Annotated in this window: 19 protein-coding genes and 1 tRNA gene; 17 read left to right on the top strand and 3 right to left on the bottom strand. The window is 36.1% G+C overall.

Going from position 1 to position 18084, the window contains the following annotated elements; genetic code table 11:
* Positions 1-87: 87 nt before the first annotated feature.
* The 14 genes from ACO05K_RS10120 to ACO05K_RS10055 all read left to right on the top strand — a co-directional run bounded on the left by ACO05K_RS10120 (position 88) and on the right by ACO05K_RS10055 (position 10919).
* Positions 88-756 (top strand): hypothetical protein, encoded by a 669-nt coding sequence (locus ACO05K_RS10120; RefSeq protein WP_421944323.1) that lies wholly within the window; start codon positions 88-90, stop codon positions 754-756.
* Positions 757-768: 12 nt separating this feature from the next.
* Positions 769-1344, top strand: coding sequence for a DUF4199 domain-containing protein (locus ACO05K_RS10115; protein ID WP_421944322.1), 576 nt, complete (start codon positions 769-771; stop codon positions 1342-1344).
* Positions 1345-1475: 131 nt separating this feature from the next.
* Positions 1476-2429, top strand: a complete 954-nt coding sequence (locus tag ACO05K_RS10110) for a glycosyltransferase family 2 protein (protein ID WP_421944321.1) — start codon at positions 1476-1478, stop codon at positions 2427-2429.
* Between the two features lie 27 nt (positions 2430-2456).
* Positions 2457-3425, top strand: coding sequence for a glycosyltransferase (locus ACO05K_RS10105; protein ID WP_421944320.1), 969 nt, complete (start codon positions 2457-2459; stop codon positions 3423-3425).
* An 84-nt stretch (positions 3426-3509) separates the two neighbouring features.
* Entirely contained in the window at positions 3510-4298 is a 789-nt protein-coding gene (locus ACO05K_RS10100; RefSeq protein WP_421944319.1) for a hypothetical protein, read from the top strand.
* Positions 4299-4310: 12 nt separating this feature from the next.
* Positions 4311-4538 (top strand): hypothetical protein, encoded by a 228-nt coding sequence (locus ACO05K_RS10095; RefSeq protein ID WP_421944318.1) that lies wholly within the window; start codon positions 4311-4313, stop codon positions 4536-4538.
* 1 nt (position 4539) lies between these two features.
* The gene (locus ACO05K_RS10090; RefSeq protein WP_421944317.1) at positions 4540-5142 is read left to right on the top strand and encodes a zeta toxin family protein; all 603 of its coding nucleotides are present in this window, start codon (positions 4540-4542) and stop codon (positions 5140-5142) included.
* 3 nt (positions 5143-5145) lie between these two features.
* Entirely contained in the window at positions 5146-6645 is a 1500-nt protein-coding gene (locus ACO05K_RS10085) for a GH3 auxin-responsive promoter family protein (protein ID WP_421944316.1), read from the top strand.
* Between the two features lie 55 nt (positions 6646-6700).
* Positions 6701-7078, top strand: coding sequence for a four helix bundle protein (locus ACO05K_RS10080; RefSeq protein WP_421944315.1), 378 nt, complete (start codon positions 6701-6703; stop codon positions 7076-7078).
* Positions 7079-7128: 50 nt separating this feature from the next.
* Positions 7129-8316 carry a 1-deoxy-D-xylulose-5-phosphate reductoisomerase gene (locus ACO05K_RS10075; RefSeq protein WP_421944314.1) on the top strand — a complete coding sequence of 396 codons (1188 nt, stop codon included), beginning with the start codon at positions 7129-7131 and terminating at the stop codon, positions 8314-8316.
* Between the two features lie 28 nt (positions 8317-8344).
* Positions 8345-9661 carry an RIP metalloprotease RseP gene (gene rseP / locus ACO05K_RS10070; RefSeq protein WP_421944313.1) on the top strand — a complete coding sequence of 439 codons (1317 nt, stop codon included), beginning with the start codon at positions 8345-8347 and terminating at the stop codon, positions 9659-9661.
* A gap of 72 nt (positions 9662-9733) precedes the next feature.
* A complete protein-coding gene (locus tag ACO05K_RS10065; RefSeq protein ID WP_421944312.1) occupies positions 9734-10273 on the top strand; it encodes an iron-sulfur cluster co-chaperone HscB C-terminal domain-containing protein in 540 nt (179 codons plus the stop codon).
* A gap of 180 nt (positions 10274-10453) precedes the next feature.
* Positions 10454-10759 carry a DUF3817 domain-containing protein gene (locus ACO05K_RS10060; RefSeq protein ID WP_421944311.1) on the top strand — a complete coding sequence of 102 codons (306 nt, stop codon included), beginning with the start codon at positions 10454-10456 and terminating at the stop codon, positions 10757-10759.
* Between the two features lie 80 nt (positions 10760-10839).
* Positions 10840-10919, top strand: a tRNA-Leu gene (locus ACO05K_RS10055).
* Positions 10920-11274: 355 nt separating this feature from the next.
* Here ACO05K_RS10055 and ACO05K_RS10050 read toward each other — a convergent pair.
* The 3 genes from ACO05K_RS10050 to ACO05K_RS10040 all read right to left on the bottom strand — a co-directional run bounded on the left by ACO05K_RS10050 (position 11275) and on the right by ACO05K_RS10040 (position 15332).
* On the bottom strand, positions 11275-12612 hold the full coding sequence (locus ACO05K_RS10050; RefSeq protein WP_421944310.1) for a TonB-dependent receptor: 1338 nt from the start codon (positions 12610-12612) through the stop codon (positions 11275-11277).
* A 132-nt stretch (positions 12613-12744) separates the two neighbouring features.
* Positions 12745-14661 (bottom strand): LTA synthase family protein, encoded by a 1917-nt coding sequence (locus ACO05K_RS10045; RefSeq protein ID WP_421944309.1) that lies wholly within the window; start codon positions 14659-14661, stop codon positions 12745-12747.
* A gap of 257 nt (positions 14662-14918) precedes the next feature.
* Positions 14919-15332: an EamA family transporter gene (locus ACO05K_RS10040; RefSeq protein WP_421944308.1), complete on the bottom strand. Its 414-nt coding sequence runs from the start codon at positions 15330-15332 to the stop codon at positions 14919-14921.
* Between the two features lie 173 nt (positions 15333-15505).
* On the opposite strand from ACO05K_RS10040, the gene ACO05K_RS10035 reads away from it, so the two are divergent.
* From ACO05K_RS10035 to ACO05K_RS10025, 3 genes are read left to right on the top strand one after another with little or no spacing between them, the layout of a single operon-like run.
* Complete coding sequence (locus tag ACO05K_RS10035; RefSeq protein WP_421944307.1) at positions 15506-16099, top strand: HD domain-containing protein; 594 nt, start codon at positions 15506-15508, stop codon at positions 16097-16099.
* A gap of 51 nt (positions 16100-16150) precedes the next feature.
* Entirely contained in the window at positions 16151-16828 is a 678-nt protein-coding gene (locus ACO05K_RS10030) for a response regulator transcription factor (RefSeq protein WP_421944306.1), read from the top strand.
* Positions 16825-18081 carry a sensor histidine kinase gene (locus ACO05K_RS10025; RefSeq protein WP_421944305.1) on the top strand — a complete coding sequence of 419 codons (1257 nt, stop codon included), beginning with the start codon at positions 16825-16827 and terminating at the stop codon, positions 18079-18081. The genes ACO05K_RS10030 and ACO05K_RS10025 overlap by 4 nt, the downstream gene beginning before the upstream one ends.
* The last annotated feature ends 3 nt before the right edge of the window (positions 18082-18084 follow it).

The raw sequence follows: 18084 nt of genomic DNA, 5'->3' as shown, positions 1-18084 counted from the left end.
GACAAAAGATTAAAGATTAGGAATTATAAATAAGGCAATTGTCTTTCATCCTTGTTCTTTCATCTTTTTTCTATTAAATCGTGAAATATGGATAACAGAGTAAAACAGGCACTTATTGCCTCACTAAATAAATATGCTGAGGTTTCGGCAACACAAGTTGGTAATTTTGAAACCGAATTATTAGCTGCATTTGAGTTAGATGTTAACTTTTTAGATAAAGCGACTGCTTTTGATGCCGTTTTTGATTCAAACCCAAATTTTGAAGAACTGAGAGAAGTTTTCTTTGATTTATTGATGGTTAATTTCTTCAGTAATGATGTTCAAAAACTTGAAGAAGATTATTTAGAAAGCGAAGAATGGGCAAATATTGAAGAAGAAACGATTGATAGGGGAACAGAGCTTTTAAACTTATTGCTTTATATTAAAGAGTGTAAGGATGAAGATTTAGACCCTGAACTTGGAGATTTCTTAAAAGAATTTTTATTGGTTGAAGATGATGAGTTTCAAGATGAGTTTGAAATTTATGAAGAACTTATTAGCAACCAGCAATTGGCCGAAAGTAGTGTCGAGGCAATTTGTAAAGCATCAAGCAAGCTAAATGTTAGTGAAGAAATGAAAGATTTATTTGTTTCTTTTATGGTGTTTTTCCTTGATACTGAGGGTAGTGCGACGACTGTGCAAGAAATAAGTAAATTTAGTAGTAACAAATCGTTCGATTCTGCTACTTATATATTAATTACAACCATTAATAACTAAACTAAATTAAACATGGAAGACCAAACATTAACTACTGCCAACTTAAAAACCGAAGCATTAAAGAATGGCGCAATTTGGGGAGCAATCAACATTGTAATTTTCTTAATTACCTGGTATATTATGCCAGATTTAATGAGTTCATACGCATATGCAGGCTTAAATTTTGTTATTGGTATTGCTTTAGCAGTATTCTTTTGTATCGATTTACGTAAAAAAGCAGGAGGCTATTGGACATTTGGTGAAGCGCTGTTCAAAATATTTGTTATGTTTTTATTGTCGATGGCAATTATGTACGTTTTCAATATTATTTTTGGAAAATATATCGATACGAGTTATCCAGCTACAATGAAAGAAATGATTCTAACTAAAACAGAAGGAACATTTAAATCTTTAGGGATGGAAGGTGAAGCGATGGATAAAGCTATAGCAAGTACCAATGAGAGTTTGGATAAACAATTTACACCATCATTCAGTCAAGCTATTGTTGGTTTCGGCATTTCTGCAGTTTTCTATTTTATCGGAGCGATAATTTTTGCATTAATCTTTAAAAAAACAAAGCCAGTTTTTTTGTCATCAACTGAAAACTAATTTTATTTTTTATAATTTTCTAACGTGCAAGCTTTATCATTTAATTTGATGAAATTTGCACGTTTTAATTTAAAAGTATTCAGTCTAGAGACTTTAGTCTTTCTGCTTTATATTTACTACTTTTTACTTAAATGGATATATCAGTTGTAGTACCTTTATATAACGAAGATGAATCTTTACCCGAATTAACGGCATGGATTGCTAAAGTAATGAACGAGCATGGTTTTAGTTATGAAATCATATTGGTTGATGATGGCAGTACCGATAAATCGTGGGAGGTTATCGAATCTTTAAAGCTACAAAACGATGCAATTAAAGGCATCAAATTCAGAAGAAATTACGGAAAATCTGCTGCATTAAATGTAGGCTTTGAAGCTACGCAAGGCGATGTAATTATTACTATGGATGCTGATTTGCAGGATAGTCCGGATGAAATTCCAGAACTTTATCGCAGAATAAAAGAAGAAAAACTCGATTTAATTTCGGGCTGGAAAAAGAAACGTTACGACCCAATTACAAAAACCATCCCAACAAAATTGTTTAATGCGGCAACCCGCAAAATGAGTGGCATCGAATTAAACGATTTTAATTGTGGTTTAAAGGCTTACAGGAGTGATGTTGTAAAAACAATCGAAGTTTATGGCGAAATGCACCGTTACATTCCTGTAATTGCCAAATGGGCAGGTTTTGCTAAAATAGAAGAGCAAGTGGTAGAACATCGTGCCCGCAAATACGGTACAACAAAGTTTGGCTTTAGCAGGTTTATTAATGGCTTTTTAGATTTATTATCAATCTTCTTTGTTGGTAAATTTGGTAAGCGCCCAATGCACTTTTTTGGCTCTTTAGGGGTTTTAAGTTTCCTAATCGGAACTTTTATGGCATTATGGATGATTGGTGTAAAGCTTTACCACATTGCAGCGCATATTCCTTATAAAAGAGAAATTACCGACCAGCCTTTATTTTATATTGCTTTAGTGGCAATTGTTGTAGGTTCTCAAATGTTTTTAACAGGTTTTGTTGCAGAGTTGGTAACCCGTAACGCACCAGAAAGAAATCAGTATTTAATAGAAAAAGAACTTAATTAGCTAATTGAATAATATGATAATTAGCTAATGTTTTTCTCCATTATAATTCCACTTTATAATCGTCCGCAAGAAATTAACGAACTTTTATATACGCTAACCAAACAAACTTATTTACAGTTTGAGGTTCTTGTTATAGAAGATGGTTCGAAAGATGATGCAAAAGAAATTGTAGAAAGCTATTCAAATAAGCTTGATGTAAAATATTACTTTAAGGAAAATGCAGGACAAGGCTTTGCACGTAATTTTGGTTTTGAAAAGGCGAGGGGTGATTATTTCATCATCTTTGATTCAGATTGTTTAATCCCTTCTGATTACCTTGAAATTGTTAAAAATTACCTTTACGAGCATAATTTAGATACGTTCGGTGGTCCAGATGCTGCACATGAAAGCTTCACGCCAGTTCAAAAGGCAATAAGTTACGCTATGACTTCACCATTTACAACAGGAGGCATCAGAGGAAATAAAAAACATGTTGGTCAATTTCATCCGAGAAGCTTTAATATGGGTGTTTCAAGGCAGGTTTGGGAGCAAGTTGGTGGCTTTATATTAACCCGTTTAGGTGAAGATATTGAATACAGCATTCGCATTCATGAAAACGGATTCAAAATTGGGTTAATTCCTGATGCGAAGGTTTACCACAAGCGCAGAACGAGTTTTAGTCAGTTTTACAGGCAGTTACACTTTTTTGGAAGGGCCAGAATAAACATTTATAAACATTTCCCTAAAGAACTTAAATTAGTTCATTTCTTTCCTGCTGTATTCACTTTAGGCTTCATTTTCAGTGTTTTATGTAGTTTTATTTATCTGCCTTTGGCCTATGTTTGTAATTTCTTCATAATCATTTACTTTATGTTGATATTTTTTCATTCATGGTCGGTAAATAAATCGTTAAAAGTTGCATTTTTGAGCATTATTTCTTCTTTTATCCAGTTAACTGCTTATGGTTTAGGATTTATTCAGGATCTACTTAAAAGAGTAGTATTTAGTGGAAAGTAGAAAGTGAGAAGTATAAAGTGAAAAGTGTATGGTTTGATAATAAACACCTAAACAATAAACCAACGAAAAGACTAAAAAGCTAAAATGATAAACTATTTAAAAGAAAGCACATTTGCCGTTAACGATGTAATTCAGAAAGCCTGGAACATCACCAGAAAGCACTATTTTTCTATTGCTACATTATGCTTTTTAATGTTTATTACCGCGAGTGCATCTAGCTTAATGGCTTTTTTTATAAAGGATGTAAGTAAAGTGCTCAGCTTTCTGATGGTTTGTATTTTCATCATGCTTTATTTTACTATTAATCTTTCATTGTTTAAGTATATTTTTCATTTAATGGATGATGAGTTAAACGATGTAAAAATTGTCGATACCATTCCAACCAGGCAGCAAATAATTCGATTTTTAATTGCAACACTATATTTTGTAGGCTGTATTTTAGGCGTTTATTTAGTTGTTATCTTAGTAGCCTTTCCATTTATTTATACTCCAATCAGTGTAGAAATTGTTAAAAACGTAGCCATATCAGTTGGTATAGTTGCAATATTTATTACCTGGCTAAGAATTTCTTTCTTTCCATTTTTTATCATTGATAAAAATTCTAAGCCTTTTGAATCTATAAAGCTGAGCTTGGCAACCACTAAAGGAAACTTCACTAAAATATTGTTGCTATTGGTTGTGTTAGGCGGTGGTTACTTAATCTATCTTTTGTTAAACTATTTGCAGTGGCCAATTGTTGCTTTCATTGTTAACATATTGAGTTCATTTATTATTGTGCCCCTTTCTAGTGTTGCATTAACAGTTGCTTATCGTAAAATTTCTAGCGAATATAAAGGCGACGAGCATCCGGATATTTTGCATAATATAGTGTAAAGAGTTATGGAAATGCTGATCGATAAAATACTGAGTAATTTAAATAATTTCGCTGATTTGGGAAGGCAAAAAGCCTTTGAGTTAGGAAATCCTTATTATTATCAAGATGTTGATGATAAAGGTTATTGGAGAAAGGAAATGCCTAGTGGAGAAGTCTTTCTAGTTCTTTTCGAAGTGCAGTATAATGAAAATGGTCAGCCCACTAAAATTGTGGATACTTATCAAAAGCTAATTTCTTAGTATGTTTCAGCCTGAGCTTTTCGTAATTACTGGCCCTAATGCAGCTGGAAAGTCTAGTTTTATACGGTCTAGATTAAATGATTTCGATGGGTTTGAAGTGATTATGACCGATGTTTATAAAGACAGAACGACAGAGGTGTTCAATAAGGCACTTTCTGAAAGAAAAAATATTGTATTTGAAACTGTTTTTAATAACTCTTCATTTACATCTTTTATTGAAGATGCCAGAAAAGCTGGTTATAGGTCTAATTTAATTGTCTTGTTCCTAGACAATCCTAAACAGTCTTTAAATAGGGTTGTTACAAGATATCTTGAACAAAGTGGATTGGAAATAACTGCAGGAAATGTTGAAATTAATTTTAATGAGAATTTTAAAAATGTAGCTTTTTATCATTTTTACTTTGATAGGGCAGATTTTATCTACACGGGAATAAAAGGTAAAAATCAAGTTGTAATGACTTTGAAAGGACTAGATATTGAAAATTACAAATCCAATTCTCATAAATTTATCGAGGCATTTGGGAATTTTTCTTTTAAAAACGATAGATTAAGTGAAGAAGCGTTTAATATTATTGTTAAAAATCAAGATTTTATAAAAAATTAAAACATGGGATTAAAAGCAGCATTAAGTAAACCCTTTGCGGCATTTGCAGTATGGCAAATAAACAAGTGGAAGCATAATGCAGTTGAGGCTCAAAATAAGACACTTTTAAAACTGATTGCAAGTGCTGAGGCAACAGATTTTGGGAAAGACCATCAGTTTTCTTCAATAAAAAATTACTCAGATTTTAAACAGAGGGTTCCTGTAAGAGATTATGAAGCACTTAAACCTTATGTAGATAGGGTAGTTGCCGGAGCAGAAAACGTACTCTGGAAAGGTAAACCTTTGTATTTCGCTAAAACATCAGGAACAACTTCTGGCGTTAAATACATTCCACTTTCAAAGGAGTCAATGCCAGAGCATATTAAGGCAGCTCGAAATGCAATCCTCACTTACATTAATGAAACAGGCAAAACTGATTTTGTTAATGGTAAAATGATTTTTTTACAGGGAAGTCCGGTTTTAACTATGAAACATGGTGTAAATGTTGGACGCCTTTCTGGGATTGTAGCGCATCATGTACCTAATTATCTGCAGAAAAACAGACTTCCTTCTTATGAAACGAATTGCATTGAAGATTGGGAACAAAAAGTTGAAGCCATTGTTGAGGAAACGATTTCTGAAGATATGACTTTGATTTCTGGTATTCCGCCCTGGGTTCAAATGTATTTTGATAAACTCAGCGAAAAAGCAAGCGGAAAGAAAATTAAGGACATCTTCAAGAACTTTAGCTTGTTTATTTATGGTGGTGTGAACTTCGAGCCTTATCGTGCTAAAATCGAACAGAGTATTGGCAAGAAACTAGATTCAATTGAGACTTACCCAGCTTCGGAAGGATTTATCGCCTATCAGGATTCGCAAAAAGATAAAGGTTTGTTGTTATTGGCTAATGCTGGTATTTTTTATGAGTTTATTCCTGCTGATGAATACCACAATGAAAACCCAACCCGTTTGTCATTAGAATCGGTTGAATTGAATACCAATTATGCCTTAATTTTAAATACAAATGCAGGTTTGTGGGGTTACAGTATTGGCGATACTGTGAAATTTGTTTCTAAAAATCCTTACAAAATAATTGTAACCGGAAGAATTAAACACTTTATATCAGCCTTTGGCGAGCATGTTATTGGAGAGGAAGTGGAACATGCTTTAATGTCGGTTTCGGCAGAAGAGCAGGTTGAAATAACAGAATTTACAGTTGCGCCACAAGTAAATCCGAAAGTGGGCGAACTGCCTTACCATGAATGGTTTGTGGAGTTTTCTGCTCCACCTAAAGATATAAAGGCTTATAGTAAAAAGGTTGATGAAGCCTTGCAGAAAAAAAATATTTACTATTTTGACCTGATTGAAGGGAAGATTTTGCAACCCTTAATCATTCGTTCTTTGCAAAAGGATGCTTTTGTTAATTATATGAAAAGTGAAGGCAAATTGGGTGGACAAAATAAAGTGCCGAGGTTAAGTAATGATAGGAAGTTGGCGGATGAGTTGGGGAGATATATTGTTTAATTGTTTTATTGCTATATTGTTGCATGATTCCCTAATGCACATAAAACAATAAAATATGGAACTGAAATATTTGCAATTGAATCAAATCATCGCCTACAAAAAATCCTTTCATCTGAGTAATTTGATATGGGAAATTACATCGAATTGGGATAGCTTTGCCAAAAATACTATTGGTCGACAGTTTGTTAATGCAGTTGACTCTATATCTGCTAATATTGCAGAGGGTTTTGGGAGATATCACAAAAAGGATAAGATTAAGTTTTATTATTACAGTTTTGGTTCTGTGAAAGAATGTTTTGATTGGAATGAGAAAGCGAAAGTTAGGAAATTAATAAGTGAAGAAGATTATGCTAATATTTTTTCCATATTAGAAGTTCTGCCAAAAGAAATTCATCATCTAATAAAATTTACAAACGAAAAATTAAAAATTTGAGTTTCTTGCATTTTTTTTGAAATAGTGGGAACGATAGAAAGAAATAACAATTGAACAATATAACAATACAACAATCGCCAAAAAACATAATAATATTAGGTTCTACAGGAAGTATAGGTACACAGGCGCTCGAAGTTATTCGGGATAATCCTGCAATCTTTAAAGTTTCTGTTTTATCTGCACTAAAAAATTCTGAGCTGTTAATTCAGCAAGCAAAAGAATTTAAACCTGAAGTTGTTGTTATTTGCGATGAAAGCAAATATCCGGAGGTTAAAAATGCCTTATCTTCTTTTAATATTAAGGTTTTAGCTGGAGAAGAAGCCTTGACAGAAGCTGCGGTTTATCCAAAAGGTGAAATTGTATTAACTGCCTTGATGGGTTCGGTGGGTTTAAGACCAACAATTGCAGCCATTGAAGCGGGCAAAAATATCGCTTTAGCCAATAAAGAGACATTGGTTGTGGCTGGAGAACTGGTAACGCAATTAGCCGCTAAGCATAACGTTAAAATCCTTCCTGTTGATTCTGAGCATTCTGCAATATTTCAATGTTTAGTAGGCGAGGAGCAAAATGAAATTGAAAAGATATACCTTACTGCTTCTGGTGGTCCGTTTTTAGGAAAGGATAAAAATTTCCTTGCATCCGCAAAAAAGGAGCAGGCTTTGAAGCACCCTAACTGGGTTATGGGTGCAAAGATTACCGTCGATTCTGCTTCTTTAATGAACAAAGGCTTAGAGGTAATTGAAGCCAAATGGCTTTTTAATTTAAATGCAGACCAAGTTGATGTAATCGTTCATCCACAATCTATTATTCATTCTATTGTACAGTTTACAGATGGTTCTATGAAGGCGCAAATGGGCGTTCCGGATATGAAATTGCCCATTCAGTACGCTTTAAATTATCCCGATAGGCTAAAAAACAATTTTAAACGTTTTAACTTTCTGGATTATCCGAATTTTAGCTTTCAGCAAGCCGATATGGAAACTTTCAGGAATTTAGGGTTGGCCTTTACTTCATTGAGAAAAGGAGGGAATATGCCTTGCATTTTGAATGCAGCAAACGAAATTGTTGTAGAGGCATTTTTGAATGACAACATCGGTTTCTTAGCCATGAGTGATGTAATTGAGCGTTGTATGGAAGAAATCAATTTTATTGAAAACCCACAATTGAACGATTATTTAGAAACTGACAAACATAGCCGTATCTTAGCGGCCGAATTAGTAACAAAAAGTAAAATCTAACATCTAACATAAAATTTTATAATAGCATATGAATGGATTGATAATGGCGGGACAGCTGCTGCTTGGATTGTCTATATTGGTTATATTACACGAATTAGGGCATTTTCTGGCTGCAAGGGCGTTTGGAATTAAGGTTGAAAAATTTTATCTGTTTTTTGATGCATGGGGTTTTAAACTCTTCAGCTTTAAAAAAGGTGATGTAGAATATGGTGTGGGTTGGTTGCCATTGGGTGGTTATGTTAAAATTGCCGGAATGATTGATGAGAGTATGGATACGGAGCAAATGGCTCAGCCTGCTCAACCGTGGGAATTTCGTTCTAAACCTGCATGGCAACGCCTAATTGTAATGTTGGGTGGTATTACCGTAAATGTAATTGTTGGTATCATCATTTTCTGGATGCTTACTTTTAAGTACGGAGAAACTTTTACGCCAAACAGTGCCGTTGTTAACGGTATTCAGGTTGGTAAAGTTGCATCGGATATTGGATTAAGAAATGGTGATAAAATTTTAGCCATTAACGGGAATAAAGTTATTCGTTTTGAGGAGCTGAAAAGTTCGAAAGTTTTAATGGGCAATACGCTTTTAACCGTTATCCGTGGCGATAAAACAATCGAAATTAAAGTACCTGATGATTTTTTAAATAAAGTTGCAGATGGCAAAAGTTTATTTGCCGAACCACGCTTAAAAAGTATAGTAGATAGCCTAATGCCAGGTTACGGTGCTGTGAAGGCTGGAATGAAAGTAGGTGATAAAATTACTGCGGTAGACGGTATCCCGGTTACTTATCAGGATGAAATTAAACCTATCGCATTAAAAAAGAAAGGTAAAACTGTTGCTGTAAATATTGATAGGGCAGGTACACCGCTTCAACTAACAGTTCCTGTAGATACAGCAGGTGCAATTGGTTTTTATGGAAATTTCAATGAAATAAAACGTAAAACCATAAATTATAGCTTTATGGCGGCGCTTCCAATTGGTGCTAACATGGCATGGAGTACGTTTATGGATAACGCGAAAGGTATTGGTAAAATGATTACCGGCAAGGTAAGTGCCCGGAATATTAGTAGTCCGATTGGTATTGCGAAGGTTTATGGCAGCACTTTCGATTGGGTGAAATTCTGGACTTTAACCGGGTTAATTTCTATGGCATTGGCTTTTATGAATTTATTGCCGATTCCTGGGTTAGATGGTGGACACGTAGTATTTCTTCTAATTGAAATGGTTCAACGCAAACCTGTGAGCGAAAAAGTTTTAGAAAAGGCACAGATTGCTGGTTTTGTAATTCTAATCAGCTTAATGGTGTTTGCTTTTGGTAATGATATTTTAAAAATATTCGGTAAGTAAAATCAATTTTATAATATTGCCGCAGTCGTTAGAATTTAGTTTTAACTGCTGCGGCTTTTTATTTTATAACACATGAGTGAACAGAAACAACAACCCGATTATTTCGAGTTTTATGAGTTACCTATTTCCTTTGAACCGGATTTAAATCTGGTTAAAGCAAAGTTTTATGCACTTAGTAAAAAGTTTCATCCAGATTTTTATGCAAACGAAAGTGAATCAAAACAGCAAGAAGTTTTGGATTTATCTACACTAAATAATAAAGCTTATCAAATTTTAAATAACCGCAAAAGAACATTACAGTATGTTTTAGAACTGAAAGGTGTGGTTGAAGCTGAGGAAGCTTATCAGTTGCCTCAATCTTTTTTGATGGAGATGATGGATGTAAACGAAGCGTTGATGGATTTAGAGTTTGAACCTGACGCAGAAAAACTGCAACAAGTAAATTCTGAGGTTAATACAATCGAAAATGAACTTGATGCAACATTGGCGAATTACACTGCTCAATTTGATGAAAATCCTGCAGAATCTGAAAGCTTACTGAAGGACATAAAAGATATTTACTACCGGCAAAAATATATCAGCCGTTTAAGAGAAAAATTACCAAGAGCTTAATGCTATGCAAGCATAGTTTATGCCTTTAAATGCGATCATCCTGCAATAGGACAGCACGCAAGTATGGCTTTGCCTACCATGTATATCCTTTCAAGGTTGTAACACTTTAATGTAAAATCATTTTATTGTTTTTGAGGATGAACTTGTTTGACTTATTTTCGGCATTAAACAATCAGATACATGAGTTCTCTATCCATTTTTAGAAAGGTTGCTGTTTTAGAGGGTATTTCTTACCTGCTTTTATTATTTGTAGCCATGCCACTGAAATATTTTGCTAATCTGCCTTTATATGTAAAATATACAGGTTGGGCACATGGTTTACTATTTGTGCTGTATGCTGCAACATTAGTTTTAGCCTGGCAGGAGCAGAAGTGGAAATTCGGAAAAGCCTTGTTAATTTTCATGGCTTCATTACTTCCTTTTGCTCCATTTATCGTGGATAAGAAGCTGAAAGACGAGCGCCCGGAAAATGCAAGTGGCATCTAATAAAAGTTTTATAAACTATTTTAAAATAATTTTGTGATTTAGGCAAGGGTTACATACATTTGCAACCCCGTCCAACACATGCCCAGCTGGCGGAATTGGTAGACGCGCTGGTCTCAAACACCTGTGGGAAACCGTGCCGGTTCGACTCCGGCGCTGGGTACTAACCGGGCTCAAGCCCAAAACCTTGAAGGGTTGCTCATTAAAAAGCAACCCTTTTTGCTTGACTTTCAATAGGTTATCATTAAACGTTGGGTCAATAAAAGCGGTTCTAAACATATCGTCACCCCATTGGAGATTTCGCTAGTAGTGATCAACTCATTTCGGAATCCAGGGTCAGTGTGTTTCGGTCTAAAATGATCATCTCAACAGATTGATTAGTAACATGATGATGATAAGTCGCTTCCAATTTGATACTGGTCAATCCGCTACGGAATCGCATGGTCAGGGCAGCCGAAATCTACAGTTTAGGTTGTCAATCAATATTTTTGCGCCACCCTCAATGGTCAATTTCTTGGTTACAGGCAACGTGTAATCATCGAAATTTCTGCTTCGTTCTCTTTTCCGGGATTGGTGCTATTCAATCCTGTATTTGGAAAACCTTCGCCTTGATAAGTTGAAATCTGCGAAGCTTTTACCAGATTATTGCCAAAACTTGCATTATACAGAAAGTCCATTTCATGGCCCTCTTTTTTGAAAGTCTTTTTGTAAGCCAGGCTCACATCGGTGGAGTTGGCACTAAAATTACTGGTTGAATTTCTTAAACTCCTCAAATCAGAAATGTTGTTTCCCGACCTCGCGAGCAGGTATTGCTGAATCTGGTTAGTTGTTCCATTCGTATTGTTGTTGAAATGATTGTATCCTAAAGTGGCTGTAAGCTCATCTTTTGGCGTAATATTCCAGTTTAAATTTAAGCCCGTTTGGTAACTACCCCTTTTCTGCGAACTACTGCCATCCTGAAAGAAATTATTAATGGTGTCTCTGGTTGAATTGTAGGATGTTCTGTTGGAAGAACTTTTAGCAACAGTGTTAAACTGCTGGTTGCCACTAAAGAAAATACCAACTCCAAAATTTCCTTTTTTAACATTTAGGTTTGCCGAACCATTCTGAAGTCTGGAACCAATAGAATAATTCACAGTACCGTTTATTCCCTGAAATTTATTGTCTTTTAATACAATATTGATTATCCCACCTGTACCGGTAGCATCATATTTTGCGCCCGGACTGGTAATGACCTCAACGCTTTTAATCTGGCTTGCCGGAATAGATTGCAATGCATCGGCCAGGCTTGCACCAAATATACTTGATGGCTTGCCGTTTATCAGAAACCGAACACTTCCGCTACCTTGCAATTCTACATTTCCATCGATATCCACACTTACCATCGGAACTTTTTTCAAAACATCTAAGGCTACGCCATTTTGCGCTGTAAGGTCGTTCGCTGTGTTATATATTGTTTTATCTATTTTGTTTTCAATAATTGGTGTTTTAGCAGTTACGTTAACCGATTGCAGTTGATCTATGGTTGAGGCTAGTAAAATAGTTCCCAAAGAAATGGCGGAGGATGTTTGTTTCAAAATTACAGGAAAGGTTTGCGCTTTATAGCCAATGAAATCAACCGAAACATTGTAAACGCCACCTGGAAGGCCTGAGAGCGTAAAGTTTCCTTTAGCATCAGAACTTATTCCATTGACTACACTTTTTGTACCCGACTTAAAAACGGTAATGGTGGCAAAATCAATAGGTTCTTTTGTGGTTGCATCCAGGACCGTTCCGGTTATTTTAGCTTTACCCGTTTGAGCATTGGCATTAATGGAAATAAAGAAGAGGAAAAATATAAATAAGTAATGGCGCATGGTAATGGGTTAATGAACTGATGCTGCAAATATCAGTGGCGATTCTGTTGGAAAACTGAAGTTTAAGATTAAGCTTGATTTTTGTAGATTGTGTAAATGTCCTTACAAATAGGATTCACACAATTATTGTTATCATCTTTCCTGCTGATAAAGTTTTTTCTGATAGAGAAATGAAGCCAGCTGATAGTAAGAGATTGTTTCATTTGTTAACTTTTCATCATTGGGGATTTTTGTAGAACCACCAGTTTTAAAATCCGGACGGAAAGTATTTACTTTTTTATTGGGATCGAGTACCACAAGTTTGCCATCTCGTATGTAACCAAGGCTTTGATAAGTACTGATAAATGCCCTTTGTTCGGTATCTTCCATTTTAAAAACATCATGGCCAAAAAACTTACTTTCATAGCGGAAGTTCAGATAGCCCAGAATAGTGGGGCCAATATCCAGCTGCGCTGTAAGTTTCTCAAATCTAGACGGTGCAATATGGCCAGGTGCGTAAAAAATCATAGGAATATGATATTTGTCTACCGGCAGTTCTACCTTTCCTGCGCTGGAGGCACAGTGATCTGCTACAATAATAAACAGCGTATTGGAAAACCATGGCTTTTGGCTTGCCTCCCTTATAAATTTGCCGATTGCATAATCTGTGTACTTCACCGCACCCTCTCTACTTGTTTTGGAGGGAATATCTATTCTTCCTTCGGGATAAGTATAGGGACGATGATTGGAAACAGTCATAATCTGTGCGAAAAATGGTTTGGCATTTTGATAGTCTTTATCCAGTTCACGTATCGAAAGTGTAAACAAATCCTCATCTGCTACACCCCAGATATTCGAGTAATGTATCTCTGAATCACTTAAAGCACTTCTGTCAGTTACCTCATAACCGTTATTAGAAAAGAACTCTGTCATGTTATCGAAATATCCATATCCGCCATAGATAAATCTGGAATGGTATCCTTTGGAGCGAAAAACACTGCCCAGGGTAAAAAGGTTTCGGTTATCCGGACGTTTTACAATTGACTGCCCCGGTGTTGGAGGAATGCAAAGCGAAAGCGCTTCTAGCCCTCTGACCGTGCGGGTGCCTGAAGCATAAAGGTTGGTAAAAAGCATCCCTGTTTCTGCCAGCTTATCCAGTTCCGGGGTGATGTGCTGGTTATTGCCAAAGCAACCCAAGAATTCAGTACTCAGACTCTCCACGCTGATCAGCACAACATTCATCTTGTTTTCCGGCTGCTTATTATCTACTATTCTAGAGGTGTAACTGATTTTTCTGGTGTCTGTTGCTTCAGTTAGGATATGCTGGATGATAGACGTTACCTTTGATATCGGTAATGTTTTATAAAAAGTGTTGTAATCAAGTTGGTTATTCCAAAAAGCGAAACCAAAATCATACATACCATTTCCAGACAGCTCGTTGACATACTGATTGCTGCTCAGGTATTTCCATTTATGGCTTAGTCCGAAATAGACCAGAAGAGGTAAGCTCAGTAGTAAAAGAGCATACACACTTCTTTTTTTGAAGCGCTGCTCAACATAGTTCACCGGCCAGATCAATTTGCGAAGCAGAAATACCACTGCCACAGCAAACAAAATCATTATAGCCAGTATCGTATTAATCGGATAGGATTGACGGATGTTTCCAATGACCTCGGTTGTGTAAACAAGATAATCTACAGCTATAAAATTATACCTGACCGAAAATTCTTCCCAAAAAAACCATTCTGATACGGCGTTAAACATAAGGGTAAGTACCACAATAAAGAAATACACAAACAGCAATATTCTGCTTACTTTTTTCCGATACCATCTTGCAGGGAAAATCCACAGGTATATAACTATTGGTATGCAGGCGAATGAAGCAGCTGCCATATCGTATAGAATTCCAATCATAAATATCCTCACAACATTAGCAATTGACCAGTCTATGTTGTGAACAGAAAATAGCATAAGTGCAATTCTGGTCATTAGAGAAACAGTGCAGAGCAGTATAACCGCGAGAAGAACAGGTGAGAACCTGTGGCTGAAAAATTTGGTAATTTTATTCATTAATGATTTAGATGGTTCATAAAATTAGTTGAATCAAGTTGCGCGAATGTAAAGGCCAAATCTGTAGCAATTCTGTAGGCATATCTCACACAGGATTGGTCATCAATGTTGATTTGAGGAAAAAAATAACGGAACAATAAAGGATGGAAAGCGGTTAAAGTGGTTTTTATCCAGTAGAAAAAACAAATGCGCAAAACCCGGCTGCTTTTAAAACCCGTCTGAATATTCCCACTTTACCCAATTCAATCAGATGATCATTACAGCAAAATCACCAGGCTGCCGCCGACAATCATTAGTCCTCCGATTAAAGTTTTGGTTTCGATTGGTTCTTTTAAGATAAGAAAAGCAAGGCCCATTGCTATGGCAACGCTAAGCTTATCAATCGGTGCTACTTTAGAAACATTCCCTGTTTCTAATGCCTTAAAATAAAAAATCCAGGAAAGAACGGTTGCCACACCGGACAAACCAAGAAAAATAAGATTATTTTTGTTCAAGGTTTTTAGCTCAGAAATTTCCCCGCTTGCCAGCACAATTCCCCATGCAATAAATAGAATGACCACCGTGCGTATTGCTGTAGCCAAATTTCCATTCACCCCCTTGATTCCGATTTTAGCAAGTATAGCGGTAGCTGCTGCAAAAAAGGCAGAAAGAATTGCATAATATTTCCACATGATTTCTGTTTCGTAATAAGAATAAAAATAACGCTCAAATCTGTAGACAAACTGTAGAACATCGAAAAAAAGGCGACAAAATCATACTTGTGATGTTTTACTTTATGGCTGCTCGCGTGCTACAGAATTTCTCCAGATTTGAAGCTTATTCTTGTCAGGATTTAACATAAAATATGAAGAATGAAATTCTTTTGAAGAAAGTGGCGGTCTTTGTGAAGGACTGTCTTCATAATAGACTTTCCCTCCAGATGTATTTTCACAACCTCGGCCATACTTTAATGGTCGTGAATGGAGTAAAGAGAATCGGGAAGGCAGAAGGGCTTAGCGAGGATGAGCTTTTTATACTAGAGCTTGCAGCTTTTCTTCATGATGTCGGTTACACTGAGAAATACTGGGGGCACGAAGAAGAGAGCGCCAGAATTGCAGCAGAATTTTTAGGGGCTAATGGGTTAGCAATAGAAAAGATAGAACTTGTTAAAAAATGTATTGTCGCGACAAAATTTCCGCAACATCCTGCAGGGAAATTAGAAGAGGTAATTTGTGATGCGGATTTTTACCATTTTTCACTTCCTGACTATCAGGATTACGCAAGCCGGCTAAAAACGGAATGGGAGACAAATCTCAATCTTTTTTATACCGATGTTGAATGGGATGAATTAAATTTGAACATGTTATCAGCTCATATATATTTTACTGATTATGGGAAAAATATACTTCAGCAAAAGAAAGCGCTTAATATCGTAAAGCTTAAAAGTCGCTTTGAATAAATGACCTGTACAGTTTATCCGTTTTAAACACAAAATGTAAATTATCAAAAAATGAAAATACTGATTGTTGAAGATGAGCAGGCCTTGTACGAAAGCATTGTTGCTTATTTTACCGGGGAGGGGAATATTTGTGAACATGCTCCGGATTTCGATACGGCCAGTGAAAAGATTGAACTATATAGTTATGACTGCATCCTTTTAGATCTCGGTTTACCCGGTGGCGAAGGATTGGAACTCTTATCCAGGTTAAAAAAATCTAATAAAAAGGATGGCGTACTGATTATCTCTGCAAGGCATTCTCTTGACGACAGGCTTTCCGGACTGGATCTGGGAGCCGATGATTATTTAGTTAAGCCTTTTCATCTTTCAGAATTGAAGGCAAGGGTGAGTGCGATTGTACGCAGGAAAAATTTTGATGGAGACAATGTGATTACCTTCCATGAGATTAAAGTGGACGTATCCGCAATGAAGGTTACCTTGAATGATAATCAACTTACGCTAACCAGAAAAGAATTTGATCTGCTTGTTTATTTCTTATCCAATAAAAATAAAGTCGTGACAAAAAATGCGATGGCAGAACATCTTTGGGGCGATGAAATGGATCTGTCGGATGATTTCGATTTTATTTATACCCATGTAAAAAATCTGAAAAAGAAACTAGCCGAAACAGGTGCAAAGGATTATATTAAATCTGTTTATGGCATTGGTTATAAATTTACAGATGCATGAAGCTTTCTACCCGCTATAACAGGGTCAATATCCTGACCTCTTCCATTATCCTGGTGATTACCGGTATAATCTATTACTTCTTTATCCACCTGATACTGACCAATAAACTCGATAAGGATTTAGCAGTAGAGGAAAATGAGATCAGGCAATACACCAGGACTTATCAAAAGCTACCCCTACCTGCGAGTTATCTCGATCAGCAGGTTTCCTATCGCGAATTGCCCGCAGAAGCGAAAGATATCCGGGAATTTAGCAATACGACCTACTTAAACCAAAATGAAAACGAGCAGGAGCCGGGCAGAAGTCTGGTTACCACGCTTCGGCTAAAGGGCCTGAACATTCAGGTAACCATTACAAAATCAAGGGTAGAGTCAGAAGACTTAGTAAGGGTAATCCTGCTGATCACATTAGGGGTGACGCTGATTTTACTCGTCTCACTATTTATAATTAACCGTTTTGTAATGAGCAGACTCTGGATGCCCTTTTATAACACACTTAAAAGAATGAAATCTTTTGAAGTGACCAAAATGGAATCACTAAATAGCGATACTACAAAAATAGACGAATTCATTGAGCTTAACCAATCGGTAAATGCCATGGCAGACCGCGTGAAACAGGATTACAGGGAGCTCAAGAGTTTTACTGATAATGCTTCACACGAAATGATGACTCCTTTAGCGGTAATCAATTCAAAACTTGATTCGCTTTTGCAGACCGAACCCTTTACCGCCCAGCAAGGCACAATGCTCGAAGATATCTATCAGGCAACTGGAAGGCTTTCCCGGCTTCATCAGTCACTTTTGCTGTTAGCAAAAATTGAGAATAACCTGATTGGCGATATTCAAGCCATAGACCTGAAAGAGCTGATTGCGCAAAAGGCGAGACAGTTCGAAGAACTCCTGGAAAGGGATGGGTTGACACTGGAGGTTATCCTATGTGAAAAAACCATCAACATGAGCAGGTATTTGGCTGATATTTTATTAAATAATTTATTTAGCAATGCAGTTCGGCACAATATCAAAGGCGGAAAGATTATTGTTGAACTTTCCAATGTAAAACTTGTGATTGGAAATACAGGAAAAGACTTTGAAACTAAAACAAAGCTCTTTGACCGTTTTTCAAAATCTAATGAATCTGACGGGATGGGACTTGGCCTTGCTATCTCCAAGCAGGTGTGTAATCTTTATGGTTATCGGATTGATTATGAGCAGGTAAAGAAAATGCATTATTTTTCTATTTTTTTTGATCGCTAGGCT

Origin of the sequence: Pedobacter sp. (genome assembly GCF_965227205.1) — a bacterium.
GTDB lineage: Bacteria > Bacteroidota > Bacteroidia > Sphingobacteriales > Sphingobacteriaceae > Pedobacter.
This window is presented reverse-complemented; position numbering and strand designations above follow the sequence as displayed.